General features: G+C 29.3%; 34 protein-coding genes. 25 read left to right on the top strand and 9 right to left on the bottom strand.

The window, feature by feature from the left end; all coding sequences use genetic code 11:
* The first annotated feature begins 52 nt into the window (after positions 1-52).
* The 10 genes from RG22_RS00045 (at position 53) to RG22_RS00085 (ending at position 6,278) form a co-directional block, all read left to right on the top strand.
* On the top strand, positions 53-673 hold the full coding sequence (locus tag RG22_RS00045; protein ID WP_034039750.1) for a hypothetical protein: 621 nt from the start codon (positions 53-55) through the stop codon (positions 671-673).
* Positions 673-870, top strand: coding sequence for a hypothetical protein (locus tag RG22_RS00050; RefSeq protein WP_034039753.1), 198 nt, complete (start codon positions 673-675; stop codon positions 868-870). The genes RG22_RS00045 and RG22_RS00050 overlap by 1 nt, the downstream gene beginning before the upstream one ends.
* Positions 867-2,963: a hypothetical protein gene (locus tag RG22_RS00055; RefSeq protein ID WP_034039756.1), complete on the top strand. Its 2,097-nt coding sequence runs from the start codon at positions 867-869 to the stop codon at positions 2,961-2,963. Before RG22_RS00050 ends, RG22_RS00055 begins: the two co-directional genes overlap by 4 nt.
* A 260-nt stretch (positions 2,964-3,223) precedes the next feature.
* Positions 3,224-3,370: a hypothetical protein gene (locus RG22_RS17770; protein ID WP_156113326.1), complete on the top strand. Its 147-nt coding sequence runs from the start codon at positions 3,224-3,226 to the stop codon at positions 3,368-3,370.
* Positions 3,371-3,376: 6 nt separating this feature from the next.
* The gene (locus RG22_RS00065) at positions 3,377-4,174 is read left to right on the top strand and encodes a hypothetical protein (RefSeq protein ID WP_034039760.1); all 798 of its coding nucleotides are present in this window, start codon (positions 3,377-3,379) and stop codon (positions 4,172-4,174) included.
* Positions 4,175-4,254: 80 nt separating this feature from the next.
* Positions 4,255-4,512, top strand: a complete 258-nt coding sequence (locus tag RG22_RS00070) for a hypothetical protein (protein WP_034039762.1) — start codon at positions 4,255-4,257, stop codon at positions 4,510-4,512.
* A 10-nt stretch (positions 4,513-4,522) separates the two neighbouring features.
* Entirely contained in the window at positions 4,523-5,320 is a 798-nt protein-coding gene (locus RG22_RS00075) for a hypothetical protein (protein ID WP_034039763.1), read from the top strand.
* A 10-nt stretch (positions 5,321-5,330) separates the two neighbouring features.
* A complete protein-coding gene (locus RG22_RS17775; protein WP_156113327.1) occupies positions 5,331-5,507 on the top strand; it encodes a hypothetical protein in 177 nt (58 codons plus the stop codon).
* Between the two features lie 124 nt (positions 5,508-5,631).
* Positions 5,632-5,832: a hypothetical protein gene (locus RG22_RS00080; RefSeq protein WP_034039764.1), complete on the top strand. Its 201-nt coding sequence runs from the start codon at positions 5,632-5,634 to the stop codon at positions 5,830-5,832.
* Complete coding sequence (locus RG22_RS00085; protein ID WP_034039765.1) at positions 5,829-6,278, top strand: hypothetical protein; 450 nt, start codon at positions 5,829-5,831, stop codon at positions 6,276-6,278. Before RG22_RS00080 ends, RG22_RS00085 begins: the two co-directional genes overlap by 4 nt.
* Here the strand turns inward: RG22_RS00085 and RG22_RS00090 are convergent.
* A complete protein-coding gene (locus RG22_RS00090; RefSeq protein ID WP_034039766.1) occupies positions 6,275-6,730 on the bottom strand; it encodes a hypothetical protein in 456 nt (151 codons plus the stop codon). The two genes, RG22_RS00085 and RG22_RS00090, sit on opposite strands and share 4 nt — an antisense overlap.
* 23 nt (positions 6,731-6,753) lie before the next feature.
* Between RG22_RS00090 and RG22_RS00095 the strand changes: the two genes are divergently transcribed.
* From RG22_RS00095 to RG22_RS00130, 8 genes are all read left to right on the top strand, one after another.
* On the top strand, positions 6,754-6,984 hold the full coding sequence (locus RG22_RS00095; protein WP_034039767.1) for a hypothetical protein: 231 nt from the start codon (positions 6,754-6,756) through the stop codon (positions 6,982-6,984).
* A complete protein-coding gene (locus tag RG22_RS00100) occupies positions 6,977-7,225 on the top strand; it encodes a hypothetical protein (RefSeq protein WP_034039768.1) in 249 nt (82 codons plus the stop codon). The genes RG22_RS00095 and RG22_RS00100 overlap by 8 nt, the downstream gene beginning before the upstream one ends.
* Positions 7,226-7,312: 87 nt before the next feature.
* Positions 7,313-7,819 carry a YcbK family protein gene (locus RG22_RS17150; RefSeq protein WP_052143563.1) on the top strand — a complete coding sequence of 169 codons (507 nt, stop codon included), beginning with the start codon at positions 7,313-7,315 and terminating at the stop codon, positions 7,817-7,819.
* A 111-nt stretch (positions 7,820-7,930) separates the two neighbouring features.
* Positions 7,931-8,407, top strand: a complete 477-nt coding sequence (locus tag RG22_RS17155; RefSeq protein WP_052143564.1) for a hypothetical protein — start codon at positions 7,931-7,933, stop codon at positions 8,405-8,407.
* On the top strand, positions 8,407-9,141 hold the full coding sequence (locus RG22_RS00115; RefSeq protein ID WP_034039769.1) for a hypothetical protein: 735 nt from the start codon (positions 8,407-8,409) through the stop codon (positions 9,139-9,141). The genes RG22_RS17155 and RG22_RS00115 overlap by 1 nt, the downstream gene beginning before the upstream one ends.
* A 3-nt stretch (positions 9,142-9,144) precedes the next feature.
* Positions 9,145-9,462 (top strand): hypothetical protein, encoded by a 318-nt coding sequence (locus RG22_RS00120; protein ID WP_034039770.1) that lies wholly within the window; start codon positions 9,145-9,147, stop codon positions 9,460-9,462.
* Positions 9,459-10,088 (top strand): leucine-rich repeat protein, encoded by a 630-nt coding sequence (locus RG22_RS00125; protein WP_034039771.1) that lies wholly within the window; start codon positions 9,459-9,461, stop codon positions 10,086-10,088. The genes RG22_RS00120 and RG22_RS00125 overlap by 4 nt, the downstream gene beginning before the upstream one ends.
* 20 nt (positions 10,089-10,108) lie before the next feature.
* Positions 10,109-10,438 (top strand): hypothetical protein, encoded by a 330-nt coding sequence (locus RG22_RS00130; RefSeq protein ID WP_034039772.1) that lies wholly within the window; start codon positions 10,109-10,111, stop codon positions 10,436-10,438.
* Here RG22_RS00130 and RG22_RS17780 read toward each other — a convergent pair whose 3' ends face one another.
* The 7 genes from RG22_RS17780 to RG22_RS00160 form a co-directional block, all read right to left on the bottom strand.
* Positions 10,439-10,600, bottom strand: a complete 162-nt coding sequence (locus RG22_RS17780; RefSeq protein ID WP_156113328.1) for a hypothetical protein — start codon at positions 10,598-10,600, stop codon at positions 10,439-10,441.
* 61 nt (positions 10,601-10,661) lie between these two features.
* Positions 10,662-11,003: a nucleoside triphosphate pyrophosphohydrolase family protein gene (locus tag RG22_RS00135; RefSeq protein ID WP_034039773.1), complete on the bottom strand. Its 342-nt coding sequence runs from the start codon at positions 11,001-11,003 to the stop codon at positions 10,662-10,664.
* Between the two features lie 99 nt (positions 11,004-11,102).
* Positions 11,103-11,792 carry a class I SAM-dependent methyltransferase gene (locus RG22_RS00140; RefSeq protein WP_162183626.1) on the bottom strand — a complete coding sequence of 230 codons (690 nt, stop codon included), beginning with the start codon at positions 11,790-11,792 and terminating at the stop codon, positions 11,103-11,105.
* Entirely contained in the window at positions 11,746-12,303 is a 558-nt protein-coding gene (locus tag RG22_RS00145; RefSeq protein WP_034039775.1) for a hypothetical protein, read from the bottom strand. The genes RG22_RS00140 and RG22_RS00145 overlap by 47 nt, the downstream gene beginning before the upstream one ends.
* A gap of 98 nt (positions 12,304-12,401) precedes the next feature.
* Positions 12,402-12,644, bottom strand: coding sequence for a hypothetical protein (locus RG22_RS00150; protein WP_034039776.1), 243 nt, complete (start codon positions 12,642-12,644; stop codon positions 12,402-12,404).
* 114 nt (positions 12,645-12,758) lie between these two features.
* Complete coding sequence (locus RG22_RS00155; RefSeq protein ID WP_034039779.1) at positions 12,759-12,947, bottom strand: hypothetical protein; 189 nt, start codon at positions 12,945-12,947, stop codon at positions 12,759-12,761.
* Positions 12,944-13,174 carry a hypothetical protein gene (locus RG22_RS00160; protein WP_034039780.1) on the bottom strand — a complete coding sequence of 77 codons (231 nt, stop codon included), beginning with the start codon at positions 13,172-13,174 and terminating at the stop codon, positions 12,944-12,946. The genes RG22_RS00155 and RG22_RS00160 overlap by 4 nt, the downstream gene beginning before the upstream one ends.
* An 881-nt stretch (positions 13,175-14,055) precedes the next feature.
* Here RG22_RS00160 and RG22_RS00165 point away from each other — a divergent pair.
* From RG22_RS00165 to RG22_RS00185, 7 genes are all read left to right on the top strand, one after another.
* Complete coding sequence (locus RG22_RS00165; protein WP_052143565.1) at positions 14,056-14,403, top strand: single-stranded DNA-binding protein; 348 nt, start codon at positions 14,056-14,058, stop codon at positions 14,401-14,403.
* A gap of 2 nt (positions 14,404-14,405) precedes the next feature.
* A complete protein-coding gene (locus tag RG22_RS00170) occupies positions 14,406-14,750 on the top strand; it encodes a hypothetical protein (protein ID WP_034039781.1) in 345 nt (114 codons plus the stop codon).
* Entirely contained in the window at positions 14,743-14,889 is a 147-nt protein-coding gene (locus RG22_RS17785; protein WP_156113329.1) for a hypothetical protein, read from the top strand. Before RG22_RS00170 ends, RG22_RS17785 begins: the two co-directional genes overlap by 8 nt.
* Entirely contained in the window at positions 14,890-15,051 is a 162-nt protein-coding gene (locus RG22_RS17790; RefSeq protein WP_156113330.1) for a hypothetical protein, read from the top strand.
* A 337-nt stretch (positions 15,052-15,388) separates the two neighbouring features.
* Positions 15,389-16,012 (top strand): YqaA family protein, encoded by a 624-nt coding sequence (locus tag RG22_RS00175; protein WP_034039783.1) that lies wholly within the window; start codon positions 15,389-15,391, stop codon positions 16,010-16,012.
* Positions 16,013-16,075: 63 nt separating this feature from the next.
* Entirely contained in the window at positions 16,076-16,375 is a 300-nt protein-coding gene (locus tag RG22_RS00180) for a DUF3817 domain-containing protein (protein ID WP_034045547.1), read from the top strand.
* Complete coding sequence (locus RG22_RS00185; RefSeq protein WP_034039785.1) at positions 16,368-17,624, top strand: mechanosensitive ion channel family protein; 1,257 nt, start codon at positions 16,368-16,370, stop codon at positions 17,622-17,624. Before RG22_RS00180 ends, RG22_RS00185 begins: the two co-directional genes overlap by 8 nt.
* Here RG22_RS00185 and RG22_RS00190 read toward each other — a convergent pair.
* On the bottom strand, positions 17,617-19,239 hold the full coding sequence (locus RG22_RS00190; RefSeq protein ID WP_052143566.1) for an alkaline phosphatase PhoX: 1,623 nt from the start codon (positions 19,237-19,239) through the stop codon (positions 17,617-17,619). The genes RG22_RS00185 and RG22_RS00190 overlap by 8 nt on opposite strands.
* Between the last annotated feature and the right edge of the window lie 96 nt (positions 19,240-19,335).

A 19,335-nucleotide genomic window follows, 5' to 3' on the forward strand; every position in this document is an offset into this window, starting at 1 on the left:
ACAAAAACGAATTTAAAGTTAATTAAAAAAGAACTAAAAAAATTCGCTTAATATGAATGTAATACATATAAACTCGTACCCACAGCATTTTTTACCAACATTTTTGTTAATACTTCCATCCAGTTGGAAACATAAGGTAGGTGAAGAATATTATTTTAATGAGTGGTCTAGTAAAGACTATTTGTTTACAAAATATTTAGTTTCAAAAAAGACGTTACCATTTTCAGAAATAACAGACGAACACACCTATTTAGCAAAAGACTGCGATTCTAAACTATTTTTTCAGATAGTAAGAACACAGTATAAAACGAGGTTAACGCAATATAAATTAGAAATGTTACCCGTAGATACAAGGCAAAACTATCAAATAGGAAGCCTGTATAGTTTTATTGAAAAGGAAACCTTAATGGATGTTTTGGTTTTTACAGACAAATCATGTATAAGATCAATAATGAAAAAAGAAGTTAAAGAAATAGCTTCAAACTTTCCAGACCCGACTATTTCTTTAATGTCAAAAAAACCAATTCAATTAAAAAACTATTGCCACGAATCTAAATTCGACAAGGAAAAGCAAAGACCTTATACCGATGATGAATTGTTAGAGCTGGAACAAAAAGGCTTAATTAAAATTACAGATAAATGTGTAGTGTGGTTAAATAAAGACGTTAAATAATGAAAGAATTTTTAAAAACTCAAATGTGGTTCGCTATAAGCAATAAATTGAATAGAACTGTTTTAGAATCTCAAGGCATTATTTTACAGATAAAAGAGCGTTTTGATAATGATTTGCACTTTCACATTCAAAACTACGACAACACAACAATAGATGCATTTGAATATTATTTGGAATCTATAAAATATCTTGAATGATTGACACTATTGTACTAAGGTTTCACGGTGCATTAGACAGAAAAGTTGATACATTAAGCGAGGTTCAAAGCGGTAATAAACAAGCTCCCATATACGCCGTTGATGAACATCACGAATTATATAAAAAAATGCTTCGTTATGAAGGCAAATTTTTTAATATGGTTCAACGTGTCAATAAAGATATTATAACTATTACACCCGAATCAGATAGTGAGTTTTTCGATAAGGAAAACAACGCAAAAAACATCGGTTATCAATATGTTAAAAACGTTATGCGTTTTGTAGATGAAGATACTGTCAAAGAAACTATAGCAGCAACAAATGGTAAATTTAATAATCCAAAAATAGTAAGTGATTTAAATAAGATTAATAGTGTTTTTAATAAAAAACATCGGGTGCCTAGTTCAATCTCCGCAGTCGTTTTTAAAATAAATCACAATGGTGGTTTTATAGATTTTAATTTAAGCATCCCTAAATATTTGTATGAACATTCTTTAGCTGAATTTATTCCACAACCATTAAGTAAAACTTATTTTAATGCAGGAACATTTAATTTAGAGTTAATTAAGAATCAAAGAAAAATAATCTATAAAAGATTAATGAAATTTATAGATAGGTTTTTAAATGATATGGCACAACTTTTCAGATTAGAAGTTATACCGAATAAAAAATATATTGAGATACGTCGAATAGATTTGTGTTATAATCAATACTTTGAAAGTAAAACCGATGCTTTAAATTATTTAGAGCATTTAAAAAAAATAGCAAAGAAAAAAGCTTTAAAATCTAATAAAGACCTGGATACTTATAAAACAAGTATAACCTATTTTAAAGCGAGAGGAAGCTATTTTAAAATATATCATAAAGGCTCTGAATATGTAGGCACTGAACATGGAGATTATAAAAAACATGCAGATTACAATAAAAATTACATCGATTATTATTTACGAAAAAATGATGTTTTCGAAAAATATCAATTCAAAACGCAGTATAAAGATTTGTGCTTAAAGCTTTTTGACGATAAGTTAAAAGATAATCCTATACACGTTCAAAAAAATATTAAGGACGATGTAAATACAACGGCAAAGATTTTAAAAAAAATCCAACCATTTAAAACAGATTTTTTAAAAGCTGAAATGGATAAAGTTTTAAGATATGAAATGTCATTCTCTGGAGCTTTTTTTTCATATCAATATAAAACCCATGTTTTCAGAAATAAAAAGTTTAAAATGAAAAACCAAAACGGTTATTTCAAAGAACACAATTATTGTCCTGTTTATAAAGAATTGAAAGAAAATTATAATTATGTGAAATCTATTTATAAAAGCGATTTAAAAGATGATAATCAAGTAAAGAAGTTTGAACATAAAGAGTATAAAATTTTTAAAGATTTTCTAAATAGAAAAATATGCCTGGTACTTAATGAATCACCCAAAGATATTTGGATAACAAAGTCAACATCATATACACAAGAAAAATTTAATAAAACAAAAAAAATACAAATGTTAGAGTATAAACACACTCTATTATCAACCAAAGACGTTGGTATTTTTTGTAACGATTTTTTACAACGATGTTTCGATTATTTTTTCGAAACTGTAAAAGATTTTAAAGTAAAGAAAATTGAAACTTATGATACCATTGCTGAAAAAATAACAGCTTACAATGATGAAGTTGAAGAACGAGTAAAATTATATAACGCAGTAAATCAATTAAAGACTATTGACAATAGAGGGAATCGAATAATAAAAGGAAATAAGGTAATCACTAAAGCGACTCAACTTTTAACACAAAAGGAGAAGCGGGATTTAAAACTTAAAAAAGTTGATCCGCTTAGATTATTACAGATATTAAGAGAAATGCAAAATGCAAAGGTGTCACTTCCTCAAATAAGGGCAAAGCTTAATTTATCAAAATCAACATATTCAAGACTTTTAGCAGACTTAAGAATGTTTAATGTCTATGAAGAATCTTTGGATATAGAAAAACCAATATTTACAGAAATAAGCTATAGGCAATACTATCATAATACGAAAGGCATGATTTACCAAAGCAATTTTTATAGAAAGGAGGAATACAAGCGTTATGGCTAATTATCCTAAGATTAGAATAAGTAAAACGACAATTAAAGAGCTTGAAGAAATAGGTTTAAAAAATTCTTTGGGTACAAAACCTCAAATAATTGACTTTTTGATAAAAAAATATAAACGTTGTGAAGTTCTTGAAAACACTGTTAAAATCGTTCATTTAAAAACAAAATTGTAAAACTAAATTGTACCCAATTGTAAAAACCTTTCAATCTGAATATAATTTAGCCGTATCAAAAAGTAAAAACTTTTAAAATTTAATAGATATGGCTACAAGAGCTAAAAAGAAAGGTTGGTTAATTACGGCATTGGTACTAGCGGGAGTTGCAGTATTTTCTGCGTTTAATGCTGACAAAGTGAAAGGTTGGGTTGAAAAAGTACCTATGTTAAATGATATGTTAACTAAAAAATAGTAAACGATGAAGGAAACTATTAGCATCAATTCGTCACAAGTCGTTACTATAGAAAATGAGATAGTTGGCGGAATCTTATTAGATATTGCAGCAATAAAAGCAGACGATTCAGTTTGCGATATTGGAGATTTGAACAAAGCTTCTTTGGAAATTGCAGTTTTTAGAGACGGTGAATCAAGACCAAAGTATTTCTGTAATGATTACTTAGATTATATTTTAAGAGCAATTACAAGCTCGTGGATGGGCTACACAGTAGCAACAACCAAAAGATCAGGCGGTTATTTAATGGCAATTCCATTTAATGGAGCTTTAAATCTTAGAAAAGGTGACCGCATAGAAGTAATTTTCAAAGTTCAAAATACAACGTTTACGGCTTTAGATATTTCTAAAAGTTCTATCAACATTGAAAGCGTTCCTGCAACCGTAGGAAGTGATGTTGTATCAGTTGTTGAAGCTCATACATATATTACGGGTTCTTTAGACCTAGATAAAAATTTAGGAAACAATGTTGAAAAAATTGTTTTGGTAAATGATTTAGGAGCAGATTATGGAGCGAGTACAAAAGCAAAACCGTTAAACGGTATTGTATTAACTGCACAAGGTTTTGAAAAGCGAGCGACAGAAAACCTGTTGTTAGCAGAAAACTTTAGAGCGTTGCAAAACAATCCAGAAACTGCGGTTAAAAATCTTGTGGTTTACAATGATTATATGAACCCAATTCATAATGTACGTTTAACTTCTAAGTTAGACAAGGCGGTAGAATCTGCTGCAAGAGTTATGATTATGCGTAAGGTAGCACTTTAAAACATAAAAATTTCATTTCTTAAAATGCCGTATCGATTAGGTTTTCGGTACGGCATTTTTAATAACTAATAAATAGAACTATGACACTAACAGGAATATTTTTAAAACTAATAGAATTCTTAGGATTAACATCATCGGAAGAATTAAGAGTATTAACAAACGATGTTAAAGAATGGGTGAAAACGTGTGGTCCAGATTCTACAGGTTTAAAGCTAATGTATTTTAAGTTGCACGAAGGTGTGTTTTTCAGATTACTAGCACCGTTTCTTTATTTTGTGGCTTTAAGAGAAGCTAAAAAAATAATGACCGAGGGCAACGATACTGATTTTATAGAATAAAATAAAAATTATGAGTTTATCAACTAGACCACAAGTTACATCGGTTAATATGTTGAATCCAACAGGAATTCAAACATTAACCACAGCGCCAATAAGTTCGGGTTTACCAACTTCGGGCGGTTTAAATTTAGGAGGCTTACTAGGTAGTGCAAGTGGTGTTTTAGGAACTGCAAGCACATTAACAAGTTTGTTAGGTTTTGATTTGCAAGCGAATTTAAGCAACGTAAAAAAATACGGTTGGAACTCTTGGGGGGCATCGACAAATCCTGCAATAGAGTTACAAAAATTACAGGAAATCGGCGTACCAAAAATAAAGCAAAAATTATCCTCAGCTAATGCATCAAATATGGCGGAGGTTTTAACATGGGTTGATGCTTATTTAATGTACACAAAAACAGGAGCTAAATACCTACTTGAAAAACATAGTAGGGCAAATTCAACAAAAGAAGCAAACAGGAAAGTGCAAGCTTTCTGTGATGAATTAAGAGTTGAGTATGTAACAAAATTTGAAAACGATTTAAAAAAACAAGGTGTAATAGTTTCTAAAAAGTCTCATGTGATGTCGATACAAAGCATGGAAAAACCGCCTTTTGACTTTAGATATTTTGCTCATGAGCCACGCAATTTTGGACACTATTCATATAATGTAAGATTTAATGTATATGCATTAAAGGACAGTCCAAAAACAACAACAAGTAATTCATCGTCTGGAAGCTCTAACGGTGGTTCAGATTCATCAAGTGGAGTAGGAGCATTAATAAAAATTGCTGTAGGAGCTGCAATTTCAAGAATGATAGGTATAATTTAAAATAAAACCAATGGCAAAAAAAACAATAGTAGACACCGTTTGCGATAATATAAGCGGACTATTTGTAAAACAAAAAAAGAGAGTTCGCAGAAAGGCAAAACGAGTTTACAAATCTTATAGAGCAGGCAAAAGAGCCTATAATAAGACTTACAAGAAAAACAAAAGGCGTTCGAGTAAAAAATATTAGTTCGTTAGTGTTTTGATTCCCAACTTGAAAAAGTTGGGTTTCATAAATTCTCTGAAGTATATACAATAGTAACTATACTGCAGTAAATACAAAAACTTCTATAAGTGATCACTTAATAATAATTATGGAAATAAAAGACGGCATAATAGCGATACTTCTTATTTTATTGTTTAGAGCAAAAAAATGTATTGCAAAAGAAGAAGAAGAAAAAGAAGTTTTAAACACTTCTACATCTGTTCCAACAAACCCAATAATTATAAAAGATGTTCTTAATATTGAAGAAGTAGAGCGTAGAACAGATAAAAATTTAAATTATAGTAAATGAAAATATTAGCATTTATATTAAAAAATTTTCAGCCTATAATTTATGCTTTACTTGGTTTTTTTGTTTTAAAAACATTGAAAGAGGTGTTATCTAAACCGAGTGAAGAAAAATTAAAAAATGATGAAGAATTACCTGTAAGTAATACGAAAACCACTATTACAAATGTTCAAGCACAAGTAATAGCAGATAACATTTACAATGCAAGTATAGAAAGCGGAACAGACGAAGCGTTATTGTATGCTCAATTTGACAAGCTAAAAAATCAAAATGATTTTAATGCGGTTTATAATGCCTTTGGAAAAAGACAATATTCAAAGTTTTGGGGCAATGTTGGAGACCCTGTAACAAGTGATAAGCATGATATGATTGCTATTTTAACTAATGAGTTAACAACAAAAGAGCAAGAGTATTTAAAAAATAATTACCCACACCTTACAATTTTTTAAGTGTGTGATTTAGAAGTAAGTTCTAAAAGTTCATTGAAATTTTTGATTTTTTTCACATCTATTCGATATCTGTGAAAAATTTTTAACGGTATTTCATCGTTAATTCTTCCACAGTTTACAAGGCATAAATATTGAGGTTTTTTTGGGTTTTTTCCTAGTCCTATTAAGTAATATATTTTTTCTTTACTTGTTTTATACCTGTCTAATTGCGTTTTGTTTACAGATATTTTTTTAATGTTTTCATTGTCTCTAAATTTTGCTTCAATCCAAAATATCGTGTTGGTTTCACGACATTCAATTTTGAAGTCTGGATTTAAGGCATTTTCTGGAAAATGATTTGAACAATAGTTGGGTGTTTTTTCCTTTAGAACAAAGTTTTCCTTTTTGAAAACATATTCTAAAAGAAAATTTTCAAAAATTTCTCCTTTTATAAAACTTTCTTCTTTATTCATGATTGTAGGTATTTTAATAAGAAATGAAAGACGAAAATAAGAAAAAAACCAAAACAAGTGCATTATATCTTGTTTTAATGCTTTTAATCGGTATCCCTCTACTTATAATAGTATTGGTTTTTATAGCGGTTTTAAGCCCTTTTTTAACGATTGGTTACGTTAGTTATCAATGGTTTAACTATCTAAATGATAGGAATAGAAGAAGAATTAATTTAAAACTAATGCTTAACAATAATAATTTTAATCATGGCTAAAAAGAGAACAACTAGAGGTTCAAAAAATAGAGCTAATACTAAGCAAAAAAGAGCGAATTTATATGCTTGGGCTTGGAAAACTAGAGGTAAAGGACAACTATCTAAAATAGGGAAAAAAATGAAGTCTTTAAAACGCTCTGGTGGTGTTGGTTCAAAGAAAGCAATTGTACAATTAGGAAGAATTTCTTCTGAAAAGCAAGCGTTTATTAAAGGTTATAAAGCTTGTAAAAGAGGTCGTTAAAATGCTAAAACTAATCTACAACCCAATAACGGGTTTAACCTATTATTTTGAACCAATAATAACAATACAAAAATCCAATTTTCATAAATGAGTTTATTGTTTTTAAATATTAAAAATGCTTATTATAATATCACAGAAAATTTTAATACATCTGAGATAATAAAAGCATCACATTCAAACGATGATATTGTCTTAATAGACAAAAAAGTCGTTGAAGTGGCTCAATATATAAGAACCGCTTTAAAAACACCTGTAGGAATAAATTCAGCATTTAGAAGTCCCGAATACAACGCAACATTAGAGGGTTCGGCAAAAAATAGCCAACACATACATGGAAAAGCCTTAGATTTAAGAGGTAATGGCATTGTTGAATTCATGGAAGAAGCTTATAGAACTAAAAACGAACATTGGGTAAAAATGTATGATTTAGGCTTAAGGGGATTAGGATTCTATAGTTGGGGAGTTCATATAGATACAAGAGATTCTATAAGTGTAGCCAATTGGGATTACAGAAAAAAAAAAGTATTAATTAAAAGTATATGGTCTCTCATACTAGCAATAATTTTAATTTGGATTATCAAAAAACAATCTTAGTAGGCGGTTTAGGATTTTTACAAACGTTTATAGATTACTCGTTACCAGTATTACAATTAGTAATAGCAATTTTAACAATATTAGTTTTATTAAAAAAAATTTTTAGCAAAGATGCCAAAAAATAAAAAGCCAACATATAAAGAGCAACATGGAACGACAAGATTAGGGGATTTTTTGCGCTCAATAGGTAAGGGGGATTTGTTAAAAAAGGTATTAGGAGCAGGAGCGGAAATAATAACAGGAGATATAAAAGGAGCGGTTGAAACGCTTTTAAAAGGTTCTGACGAATTAACCGAAGAACAACGTATTTTCTCATTAAAATTATTAGAAAGCGATGTAAAAGAAAATGAAGAAATTTCAAAACGTTGGAGTTATGACATGCAAAGCGATTCATGGTTAAGTAAAAATATACGCCCTTTAGTTTTGGCTTATTTAATTGGTGTAACATCAGTGTACATTATACTAGATTCGTCAATAGAAAATTTTCAAGTTGCTGAACATTGGGTAAGGTTACTAACTTCAATATTATTAACAACAATAGCCGCTTATTTTGGTGGACGTAGTTATGAAAAAACTAGAAAATTGTAATGCAATTATACTTTAACGGAATGTTTAATTTATTTGGTTGTTTTAAAACAGTTGAAACTGTGTCAAGTCCTTTAGAAATAAATGGGCTTGTTTCGCTTTGGGACAATTCGACAATAGACAATGCAGCCGTAAATGAAAATGATTTATTAAATGAATGGAATGATAAAGTATCAGATAACCATGCTACGCAAACAGGCGTTTTAAGACCAAAGTTACATTTAAATGCTACAAGCGAAAAACAAGTAAGATTTGATAATACTTGGATGAATATTGGAAATTCAGCAAGTTTAAATTTTGTTGGTGGTGTTGATGAATTTACGGTTGTAGTAAAGTTAGGTGATGTTGCAGGAACAACAGGCTATATGTTTTCAAAAGCAATTCAAAACGGAACAGAAAGGCAGTACGCTTTATTATACGATCAAGGCACTGTGGCAACAATATTAAGAGGGAATTTTTCATACTTAAGTCATAATGCATATGCATTACAACCGAACGATTTAATAATCTGGACGGTATCAACATTAGTTCAAAAAGTAACAGTAAATGACTTTTTAATTACGGATAATGGAGTTGTAAACACGAATTACACGCCTAATAATACAGCAGACGTAAATATCGGTTCTCGAACAAACGGTACATTTCGCTACAATGGAGATATAGCATTTATAGCCTGTTACAATAGAGTGCTAACCGATACAGAAATTAATAAAATAAAAGCAGAATTTAACGCTTAAGTTATGAACGTATATAGAGAAAATAAACATGATAATTTACAAAAAGAAGTCAATGATAATTATACGCTGTCTGCTTCTGATAATAATTTTCATATTTGGTTAAATAAAGCAACCGCATTTAATGTAACTGTAAATAATAATTTACCGTCTAATTTTGAATGTTATTTTTATAATATTGGAGTAGGAGATGTTGTGTTTGTTTCGGGAACAGGCACTATCAAAACACCCGATGGAACAATTCTAAAAACTGATAAAGTATGTACGTTAGTAAAAAAATCTAATACAAATAATCATATTATAAAAGGCGAATTAAGTTTATGAAAAATTCTGTTTTAAAATATGTAAACACACGAAGTATTTTAGAGCCTAATACAATTATAGGCGGTGTAGGAGCTATAATAACTACACCACAACTTTTAGCGAACCGCTTAAGTATTAGTTCGAGTAGCATTTATAATTTTTCGGTTATAGGAAATGACGTTTATTGTCATATTAAAGAAAATTACGATATCATTTTAGGAGGTTTTAATACGAATGAAGGCTATAACCCCACAAGTTATATAGATACAGACAAAAAGTGTCAAAACATAGGCACGCAAGCGTTTAGTAATACTGGTTTACTAACTAATATAGACATGAAAGGAGTTAAAACAATAGGCATACAAGCTTTTTGGAATTCTCGTATAACTGACGCAATTTTTCCAGAATGTACTGATTTATTAGGAGCAGATAAACATTTCGGGAACAATTCATCATTAATAAACATAGACTTAAGAGTTTGTACATCTTTTGGTTCGTCTGTGGGTTATAATGGTGTTTTTCAATCTTGCTCGGGAGTGGTTTCGGCAATATTTCATAATACTATGGAAACTATTAATGCTGGAGAACCCGAAGGAGATATAAAATATTTAATAGATACTTATGCCGTTTTACCTACATATTTATAAATAAAAAAAAAACAAAAATTATGCAATTTACATTAGACAGTATTACCCATGTAGAGGAATCATTAAAAGAAGCGAATAAAGGAAAAGAAGTAAATTCATTTCCAGTAATTATAAATGATTTAAATGATGTTTCAAAGCTTTCAAATCGCTTGTATTTTGGTATTTTAACCGTAGGTTCGAATGTTACTAAAGCGGTTTTAAAAGATGAAAACGATAATGAAATTATCACGATTTTAAAAAATTCTCAAATAATAGAATTTTTTAGTGAAGTCTCTTTCTTAGATGATTTAGACGCAGAATTAGCAACCCCAAAAGGTCATTTTCGTGGCTTTGAAATTCAGATAAAGTAACTAATCACAATCTCTAAGCACAACAACGGGTATAGTTAATTGCTCTAATTCGTTTACATAATCAAGCAGTTTATTAAATTCAATCAACGCATCCGCTTTTTGGTAGATGTTTAACTCTCTACCTGTCATTTGTGCTTTTAAGTTTTCTATTTCTATTTTCATTTTAATAATATTTTAGTTAATAATCCGCAACTAACCATACCCAAACCGTTATGTACAAGCACTAATCTTGCGTTTCAAAATAAAGTTTATTACTTGGGTTGTTCGGGTTAAGGTTGTTTAGTGCTAATCGCCCAAAAGTGCCTTTATTCACAGATTTTTCAATTAATGCAGTAGATATTTGCTCGTGAGTAAATCCATTCTGTTTAGCAAAAGAAAAAGCCACTTGAATTAAATCAACAAATTCCATTATATCCTTATGCTCGCTTTCTTGTATTTCTGCAAGTTCCTCACGCACTTTTATTGCATAGAGTTGATTCAATTCTTTTTGGTCGGTAATCGTTTCCCATTCACCTTCCTTTAGTTTTTCAGTAATAAACTTTCTAATCAATTTCTTTGGTTTCATATTTCTGTTTTTAAATTAAATTTTCGTTTTCAAACCCGTGCCAGTACATAACACGGGCTATAAAATCATTTCGTTCCTCAACGCTTCATAGCCTTATCATTAGTTTTCAATTTTATCATAATCTAGCACTTGTTTAATTATATCTTTATATAATTTTTCGGGTGTTTTTTGTCTTTGAACTTTGGTAAGATTATCAAAAGTACCTGGTACTTTATTTTTTGAACCACGTCCAAAACTATCAAGCTCTTTAAGTTTTAGCTCTTTAAAATTTGTTATAATATTAGTGGGTTTAGTTGTTGGGAACCCATAAGATGACAAAGTGCATTCTTTTATTATTCCATTGTTCTTTTTTATAAATTCTATATGATCGGGGTACTTTCTTAATTTACCTCTTGGATTTTCAATAAACCAATATTTAGGTTTAGTTTTTTCTATTATGATCTGGATAGATTTTAATAATTCAAGATGCTCTATTGCTTTTTGTGTTTTAGGATTAAAATTTTTATCTAAGTGAAAACCACCACTTGCATAGCTCCATATATCACATGGTAAACCAATCCACATACAAAAGACCGGTATAGATTTAAAGAAAGAGCTGCGCACATTATTTATATCTAATTTTAAATGTGGTTCACAAACACCTTTTCTTCTACGAATATCTACAGATAAACATTCAATTTTAAAAGACCTGGATACTTTTGTAAAACCACTTGAACCGCAAAATAATTCGATATTAATCATATTACAAATCAATTTCAAAACCTGCACTAACATTAATTTTCTTAACATTAGAATTCCACATTTGATATAAGTCGGGTCTATTAATCAATTCATTTTTCAAAACACCTCTAAAACCTTTAAAAATAGTGTATGAAACTTCAATAGTGACACTATAAATCAATGCAGGAGATACTTGTACATTATTAGGTCTTGATAGCATACCTACACCTAAAAACATTCCTATTTCCATATTTGGAAAATCATAAGCAGGAATAAATAAAATTTTAGGTGTTTTTACTTTGTTCCATGTTAGACCGCCATGTACTGAATATCTTGATAATTTACCACTTGATAAATTAGCAAATTCGTATTGCAAGCGAATAACAGGGTATAAGCTTTTAAATTGTTTAGTCTCCCAATCCCAATTAAATAACATATTAGGAGTTACATTAGGATTACCGTGCTTTTTATCCATTGCAAGACCTAACCTTAAGTCTTGAGTTACCCCTAATGTTAATTTATCTTGACTATAACAACTAATTGTAATTAGTGTTGTAAATAGTATTATATATTTTTTCATGATTCTTCGTATTTAACTTTAATATTTTTGATTTTGATATCCTCAATAATATCCAGTAATGTTAATTGCCAATTTTTATAAATTATTTTCATGATAAATTATTTAGGAACAGCGTAACCATATAACTGAATTTTACTAAAATGAGTTTTAGAAATTTTGCGCTCAATAAAAATTTCATAGACATAAGTTTTGATTTTATTAGCATATTTATCTGCTTCTTTTTTGTTTAAAAAGACAATGGTTTTATTATCAATAATTCTTTGATTTACACAAAACCTGTTATCGGTATAAAATCGAGATTGATTCGATATTTCATTTTTTATTATTTCGTTATTTTTCATTTTAAATAAGATTTAAAGCATTAATAATATTTAGAGATAGGACAACAATTACAATAAGAATTGTGATTATCATCATTAATTTTTCGCCTTGATTTGGGGTTAATGTTTTCATAATTAAAAATTTTCAGTAGGGAATTTTTCTTGTAAAAGCCATTTAGGAGCCTCTAATTCTTTTTTAGTGTTATCGAAATTGCATTTTGATTTAGGAAACCAAACTTTGTCACCCTCACAATCTAATAACCAAGCTTTATCAAGCTCTTTAACTAAAGAAGCTTCGATAATAATTGAGTTTTCAATTTTCATCTTATATTATCTTTAATTTCTTCTTTGAGCAAATCTTTGTAAAACATTAAGAGCAATGAAATAGAATCAAATTCTATTTTAACCCATCCAAATACTCCTGCATCATATTCTTCTTTTACATGGCTGGTTTTTATATGACCTTCTTTTATAAGAGTGTGATTTTGCATGTCTTCAATAATTTTTCTTGATGTGCAATAATTTTCTGAATACTTAAATTTTGTTTTCATTTCCTTTAAATTTTAATTAATAATTCCTTTTATTTTTTTTAATCAAAATCAAGCATTGATTTTGACTTTTTCGTATTAAAAAACCCCAATTAAAGGGTTCATTCTTTTTCGATGCTTCCGTTAAAAAATGTTTATTGAAATAAAAACTTATAGCTTTCTAGCCTTAGAAAATCAAGGCTTTGAAAAAGCCGTAGTATTTTCAAGGAATAGACAGTTTATGCAGTTTGTTTTTAATAAATATTTTAGGTTTGCCGTCGAAAAAGATTGAACCCTTTATGAGATTTTGATTGTTATTTTTTTTGTCCGTAAACGGCTTAAAAAAGCCGTTTGCATTACCGCAATGCGACAGCATTAGGACAAAAAAATTAACTTTCCTTTGGAGCGTAGCGAGTTGCGAACGCAACATGAAGAAACTTTCAAATAATAGTTTTGAGTAAGCGATAAACTTAAACGATAATAAGCTTGTAAAAATTCTTTGAGAATGATTTTTAACGTGCTTCTTTCAATTGAAAGGGTAAAGGATTGACACGATATCCTTTTTAAAAAAAAGATACAGGAGAAAGCCTGTTTTTACTTTTTAAAGTTTCTAAAATGTAAAATAACCCCAAAATTTCCACAATCGTAAAAATGCTGTATTCCTCCTATAACATATACAGCCACGTTGCACAACTGCAACCTTTTCGAGCTTAAAAGCTTAATAATCAATATTTTAACTTTTTTGATGGCTTGGAAAACTTAAATAACTGATAATCAAATACTTAACTTTTTGATAATTTTCTATTTTGCCATGTGTTTTATTTATTCTAAATTTGAATGAAATAAAAGCTCTTTGACGTATTGGGAAACAAAAAAAACTTTTTAGATTAAAAACCTAAAAAGAAATGAAAAATTTACAAATTATCGGGCATCTGGGAAAAGATGCTGAAATCGTTAAAACAAAAAACAAAGACTTTCATACAATTATGTTTTCTGTAGCACATACAGAAAAATATATTGATGAAAATCAAAAAGAAGTTGAAAAAACTGATTGGATAACATGTTTTAAACGATATAAAAAAGACCCTAAAAAAGTCTTAGACGTTCTAAAAAAAGGAATGAAAATTTATGTTGATGGTTCGCCAACATTTGGAATGAATACTTCACAAGGTGGAGGCGTTTTTGTGTCAATCACGATAAACGTTTTTAACATGGAATTTATGTCTAAAAAAGAAGAACCTAAAAAAGAATAGATATGTTAATAGCTATATTAATACTTCAAGTTCTTTTAATAGTTCATACAATTTATTTAAGATTTGAATTAGAACATTATAGAAAAAAAATTAAAAAACAATTTAATTCTATATATAAAATCACGAGTGAAAAAAAATCGGATATATTAAAAAATCAAATGTTATGTAATTCAATTTTCAATCAAACTAAGCGTATCATTCATAAGCAAAAATTAAATGAAGATTATATTTCGGCGTTTAATTTTGTTGGTAAGATGATGGATAAATTTTCAAAATCCGCAAATCTTGAAAAGATTTTGGAATACGCAGATGATTTAGAAAAAGAAAGCGAGGTTAAAGATGATTGATTCAATTAAATTCCATTTTAAAAATGATGAATCTAATGATGTTTCTGGAATAAACATTAAATCAAAAGATGTTTTAAATAAAAACGATATTAGATTTACATTTGAATTATTCAAATTATTAAATGATAAAATGAAATAGATGTTTAATGAATTATTAGATTTACTAAAGAGAAATAAAAGTCCAAAACATTTCGTCTTAATGGATGATTATTTTGAAAACGATTTAAAAACCAAATGCCAATGTGGATGCGGTTTAAAAATCAATGATTTTAAAGACGGTACGCCTTTTAATATTAAATAATTAATTATGAATAAATTATTTTTTAAATTAAAGTGTTCAGATATAGATGAATACGAAAAGCCATATTATTTTACAAAATATTTTGAATGCGATTCTTTTTCAGATATTGACAAAATTATATTAAGAAAACAACTAAATGTAGTATCTGTAAAAAGAATTAACATAGAACAAATTAAGCCTTAAAAGGCTTTTATTTTTGTACTAGAATTTATATTATGTAAAATAGAATATTTTAAACCTTTTTGTAAATGTTAATTAACTACTAATTAATAAAGATTTTTTTTAAAACAAATTATCAAATAGTATATTTGCTTTCCCATTAATTTATCGAATTAAAATGAAACCTAAGTCAAGTCAAAAATCTAAGGATGGAAAATCACGATTACGGCTACTGCATCAGTACTATTCCTACACTGGATTTTATACTTTTGTTTGGCAAGCTATAAAAAAAGCTTTTCCTTATATTATTGCTATAGTCATTTCTATTTATGCAGTAAATCATTTTTTTAATATTAATGAGGCTTTAACTCGTCTTACAGAAATACTACCAGCTTTTGGTGTATTATCTTTCTTTTTTGTTTCAGAAACTCTTTTGGGTTTAGTTCCTCCTGAAGTTTTTATTGCTTGGGCAGGAAAAATGCATAGTCCTTGGTTTTATTTGAGCCTTTTAGCGGTTTTATCGTATTGTGGCGGACTCTTATCCTATTGGATGGGAAGAATGATTACTAAAATTCCATCAGTACATAATTACCTTGAGGTTAAAATGGAAAAACAATTAAAAAACTCTAAAAAATGGGGTGGTTTTTTAATAGTTGTTGGTGCTTTGTTACCACTACCCTTTTCAATATCATGTATAGCAGCAGGAATTATTGAATTCCCTTTTAAAAATGTAGTACTTTATGGTTCGTTAAGATTATTGCGCTTTGCTATTTACGGACTTATCATTTTCAATGCGTTATAAAAAAGTACTAAAACACACTTTTTATACACTTTTCTGTACTATTTTCGCAAAAAATAAATGCTTATGTTTTCTTTTATTAATGTATTCAGAATTGTTGCTCTTTTTGAAGGAGTTTCGTATATCTTATTATTATTTATTGCAACACCCATTAAGTATCTAGCTGATGATCCTCAATATGTTAAACTCTTAGGAATGCCACACGGTATATTATTCATTGCATATATAGCTTTAGCTTTTGTTTTTAAAAAAGATTTTTCTTGGAATACTAAGCAGTTTACCCTAGTGCTTTTAGCTTCAATTATTCCGTTCGGAACATTTTATGTTGATAGAAATTATTTAAAACATTCAAAAATAGATGAGTAATTATAAACATTTACTTTACGATTATTTACTATCTATTGGTACTTCAGAAGCTGTTGCGAAATACCTGAATATGTTTGCTCTATTATTCGCTTTAATACTAATCGTATTTATTGTCGATTTTATTATAAGAAAATTAATTAGAGGAGCATTTACTCAATTTGCTAACAAGACGAAAACTAATTTTGATGACCTTCTAATTTCAAATAAAGTTCCAAGGAATGTCGCCCACATTATTCCCTTATTAATTGCCATTGAATTTATTCCGATAGTGCTTTATGATTTCGAATATTCAGAAAATATTGTAGAAAAAGGCTTATTAGTTTTTGCGATTATTTTAACGCTTTGGATAGTTAGAAGCTTATTAAACACCTTAAAAGATTACTTAAAAACCCTGCCTCAATTAAAGGATAAGCCTATAGATAGCTACATACAGGTGTTCATGATTTTTGCTTGGTTAGGTGGCTTTATGTCTGCGATTGCAATAATTACAGGTATTCCTTTTGTGAAATTTGCAACAGGACTTGGAGCGATATCCGCAGTTATTATATTAGTCTTTAAAGACACTATTTTAGGTTTTGTTGCGAGTATTCAAGTGTCTATTAACGATATGGTTCGTATTGGTGATTGGATTACCTTTGAAAAATACGGTGCTGATGGCGATGTAATAGAAATCAACTTAGCTACGGTAAAGGTTCAAAATTTTGATAACACCATCACAACCATACCCACTTATGCCTTAATCTCTGATTCGTTTAAAAACTGGAGAGGCATGAGTAATTCGGGTGGTAGGCGAATAAAACGTGCTTTATATATTAAACAAGATGGTGTTAAATATTTAACCGACGAAGAAGTTGATAAGCTTAAAAATATTCAATTGATTACATCGTATTTAGAAACACGACAAAACGATATTAAAGTTTATAATACAAGTAATAACGCTAATAAAGAACTTTTGTTAAACGGAAGAAATCTAACTAATTTAGGGGTCTTTAGAAAATATATCGATTCTTACTTAAATCATCATTCGGCAATAAATAAAGATATGATGATTATGGTACGTCAATTAGCACCAACAACACAGGGTATTCCTTTAGAAATTTATGCGTTTAGTAGTGATAAACGTTGGGCTAATTACGAGTATATTATGGCTGATATTTTTGATCATCTTATCGCAGCACTCCCCTATTTCGATTTAGAAATTTTCGAATTACCGAATAATTCAAGTTTTAACTTTCAAAAACCTATTTAATTATTAATTTTGAAGTTTCATTATCATTCACTTTAAAAAGGTAAAGACCTAATTGTATATCATTAAGATTAAGTTTCACTTCACTTAAATCGTTATAGTCAATATCCAATACTTTCTTTCCTAAAATTGAGTAGAGCTTAACGTTATTAATATTCTTGCCTTTAATTATTAAATCTCTTGATGCCTTTAATGGATTTGGATAAAATTTATACGCCTTATCAAATTGCCTATCATCAGTAGAAAGAGACGATCCTAAATTTCCTGATAGGGCGATAACCAAACTAATCCCCTTATCAAAATTAGCTATGTTTCCAGCTGCATCAGCTTGATTAGCCACATTGGTTGGATTTGGAGCCATAAACGACATAAATAAATATTTATAATCTGGTGTAAATGTAATCCCTGTAGGTTCAGCGTCATGTGGTGTAATACCAAATAACTCAACTTGTGGGCTCGCTTGTGTATGTCCATTTTTAACAACCCAAATGTAAAATTGTTTACTCCCAGAGTTATCATCTTGAAGTACCCAAAGATTTCCATCTCCATCAAAAGCCAAATTATCATTGCCTCCTCCCCAGTCTACTGATGTGGTACTAATTCCGTCATTAATATCATAGCTCATGGCTCCAACATAAGTTTCCATAGTTACAGTCGAAGCAGATGCTTCAAGTGGATCGGAATCTGAAAACCTATAAACTCTTTGATCCGGAGCACCTTTAACAGCAAAGTAAATCATACCATCTGGACCAATTTCAACGTCTTCTATACCTTCAAATTCAGTTGCCCCAGCAGCTAAACTCAATTCATTAGTAATATTTTGATGTGCTGGTAATTGATGTGAAGGATTTGTACTATCATTAATTAATATCCATGAACCTGTACCGCTTTTAGATCCTGAAAACACATATAGATTTCCAGCGCTTAAATCTTGAGCATTTGTTGCAACAAATTTATATAAAAAGCCATGTCCAACGGTATCATCTGCTCCTTGGTAAACTGTTCGGTTATTAGAGTGAATAGCAACATTTTCATGTTTAAAATTACCCATAGCCCAATGTTTGCCAATTACTGTTTTTGTTGCTGGATTAATTTCAATATTCCAACCTACATCATTATAACCATCAAAATTAAAATCTGTTAACCCTGTACCTAACTCATTATAAGCAACCTCTTCACAAGAAATTACTGTTCCCCAGGAGGTTACAGTACCAGAACAATTTGCAGCTGTACCGCCAACTGCTGCGAAGTTTAAATCTTCAGATGCGGCTGTCTCCCACAATTTAGTAGTTGCATTAAAATTGATATCTAATATTTGTACACCTCCTCCTCCATCAGTTAATATGCTTCCTTCTGAATTTATACTTAAATAACCATTAGTACTACTACCAGCAATAGGTACATAAGCAGTAAAATCTGGTTTTACTTTAAAGTTACCACCTGCTGTCAAGGGATCTCCAGTTTCTATAATCTTTTGGAATTTGTGAGTAGACGGAATTACAAATTGATCCGTTTGTGATGCTGGTGTTACTGATGTAAAATCACCAATATTTTGAGAATGAAAAGAATAGGTAGTAAAAAAGAAAAGGGACAGCATTGTAATTTTTAATAGCCTCATGATTTCTATTTTTAAAATTAATACTGATAAAACCACCCATAAAAAATGGATTTAGCATAAAGTTACTAAATCCATTTTAAAAATACCTGTATAAGT

Origin of the sequence: Wocania ichthyoenteri Th78 (assembly GCF_000789235.1) — a bacterium.
GTDB lineage: Bacteria > Bacteroidota > Bacteroidia > Flavobacteriales > Flavobacteriaceae > Wocania_A > Wocania_A ichthyoenteri.

Coding starts and splice junctions, on each gene's coding strand:
- RG22_RS17155 (WP_052143564.1), top strand. CDS start 7,931: ATGCCAAAAAATAAAAAGCCAACATATAAAGAGCAACATGGAACGACA.
- RG22_RS00160 (WP_034039780.1), bottom strand. CDS start 13,174: ATGAAAACAAAATTTAAGTATTCAGAAAATTATTGCACATCAAGAAAA.
- RG22_RS17775 (WP_156113327.1), top strand. CDS start 5,331: ATGGCAAAAAAAACAATAGTAGACACCGTTTGCGATAATATAAGCGGA.
- RG22_RS00070 (WP_034039762.1), top strand. CDS start 4,255: ATGACACTAACAGGAATATTTTTAAAACTAATAGAATTCTTAGGATTA.
- RG22_RS00180 (WP_034045547.1), top strand. CDS start 16,076: ATGTTTTCTTTTATTAATGTATTCAGAATTGTTGCTCTTTTTGAAGGA.
- RG22_RS00140 (WP_162183626.1), bottom strand. CDS start 11,792: ATGTTAAGAAAATTAATGTTAGTGCAGGTTTTGAAATTGATTTGTAAT.
- RG22_RS17770 (WP_156113326.1), top strand. CDS start 3,224: ATGGCTACAAGAGCTAAAAAGAAAGGTTGGTTAATTACGGCATTGGTA.
- RG22_RS00065 (WP_034039760.1), top strand. CDS start 3,377: ATGAAGGAAACTATTAGCATCAATTCGTCACAAGTCGTTACTATAGAA.
- RG22_RS00150 (WP_034039776.1), bottom strand. CDS start 12,644: ATGAAAAATAACGAAATAATAAAAAATGAAATATCGAATCAATCTCGA.
- RG22_RS00165 (WP_052143565.1), top strand. CDS start 14,056: ATGAAAAATTTACAAATTATCGGGCATCTGGGAAAAGATGCTGAAATC.
- RG22_RS00095 (WP_034039767.1), top strand. CDS start 6,754: ATGAAAGACGAAAATAAGAAAAAAACCAAAACAAGTGCATTATATCTT.
- RG22_RS00085 (WP_034039765.1), top strand. CDS start 5,829: ATGAAAATATTAGCATTTATATTAAAAAATTTTCAGCCTATAATTTAT.
- RG22_RS00080 (WP_034039764.1), top strand. CDS start 5,632: ATGGAAATAAAAGACGGCATAATAGCGATACTTCTTATTTTATTGTTT.
- RG22_RS17790 (WP_156113330.1), top strand. CDS start 14,890: ATGTTTAATGAATTATTAGATTTACTAAAGAGAAATAAAAGTCCAAAA.
- RG22_RS00135 (WP_034039773.1), bottom strand. CDS start 11,003: ATGAAACCAAAGAAATTGATTAGAAAGTTTATTACTGAAAAACTAAAG.
- RG22_RS00055 (WP_034039756.1), top strand. CDS start 867: ATGATTGACACTATTGTACTAAGGTTTCACGGTGCATTAGACAGAAAA.
- RG22_RS17780 (WP_156113328.1), bottom strand. CDS start 10,600: ATGAAAATAGAAATAGAAAACTTAAAAGCACAAATGACAGGTAGAGAG.
- RG22_RS17785 (WP_156113329.1), top strand. CDS start 14,743: ATGATTGATTCAATTAAATTCCATTTTAAAAATGATGAATCTAATGAT.
- RG22_RS17150 (WP_052143563.1), top strand. CDS start 7,313: ATGAGTTTATTGTTTTTAAATATTAAAAATGCTTATTATAATATCACA.
- RG22_RS00145 (WP_034039775.1), bottom strand. CDS start 12,303: ATGAAAAAATATATAATACTATTTACAACACTAATTACAATTAGTTGT.
- RG22_RS00170 (WP_034039781.1), top strand. CDS start 14,406: ATGTTAATAGCTATATTAATACTTCAAGTTCTTTTAATAGTTCATACA.
- RG22_RS00130 (WP_034039772.1), top strand. CDS start 10,109: ATGCAATTTACATTAGACAGTATTACCCATGTAGAGGAATCATTAAAA.
- RG22_RS00190 (WP_052143566.1), bottom strand. CDS start 19,239: ATGAGGCTATTAAAAATTACAATGCTGTCCCTTTTCTTTTTTACTACC.
- RG22_RS00100 (WP_034039768.1), top strand. CDS start 6,977: ATGGCTAAAAAGAGAACAACTAGAGGTTCAAAAAATAGAGCTAATACT.
- RG22_RS00050 (WP_034039753.1), top strand. CDS start 673: ATGAAAGAATTTTTAAAAACTCAAATGTGGTTCGCTATAAGCAATAAA.
- RG22_RS00155 (WP_034039779.1), bottom strand. CDS start 12,947: ATGAAAATTGAAAACTCAATTATTATCGAAGCTTCTTTAGTTAAAGAG.
- RG22_RS00075 (WP_034039763.1), top strand. CDS start 4,523: ATGAGTTTATCAACTAGACCACAAGTTACATCGGTTAATATGTTGAAT.
- RG22_RS00125 (WP_034039771.1), top strand. CDS start 9,459: ATGAAAAATTCTGTTTTAAAATATGTAAACACACGAAGTATTTTAGAG.
- RG22_RS00090 (WP_034039766.1), bottom strand. CDS start 6,730: ATGAATAAAGAAGAAAGTTTTATAAAAGGAGAAATTTTTGAAAATTTT.
- RG22_RS00115 (WP_034039769.1), top strand. CDS start 8,407: ATGCAATTATACTTTAACGGAATGTTTAATTTATTTGGTTGTTTTAAA.
- RG22_RS00175 (WP_034039783.1), top strand. CDS start 15,389: ATGAAACCTAAGTCAAGTCAAAAATCTAAGGATGGAAAATCACGATTA.
- RG22_RS00045 (WP_034039750.1), top strand. CDS start 53: ATGAATGTAATACATATAAACTCGTACCCACAGCATTTTTTACCAACA.
- RG22_RS00120 (WP_034039770.1), top strand. CDS start 9,145: ATGAACGTATATAGAGAAAATAAACATGATAATTTACAAAAAGAAGTC.
- RG22_RS00185 (WP_034039785.1), top strand. CDS start 16,368: ATGAGTAATTATAAACATTTACTTTACGATTATTTACTATCTATTGGT.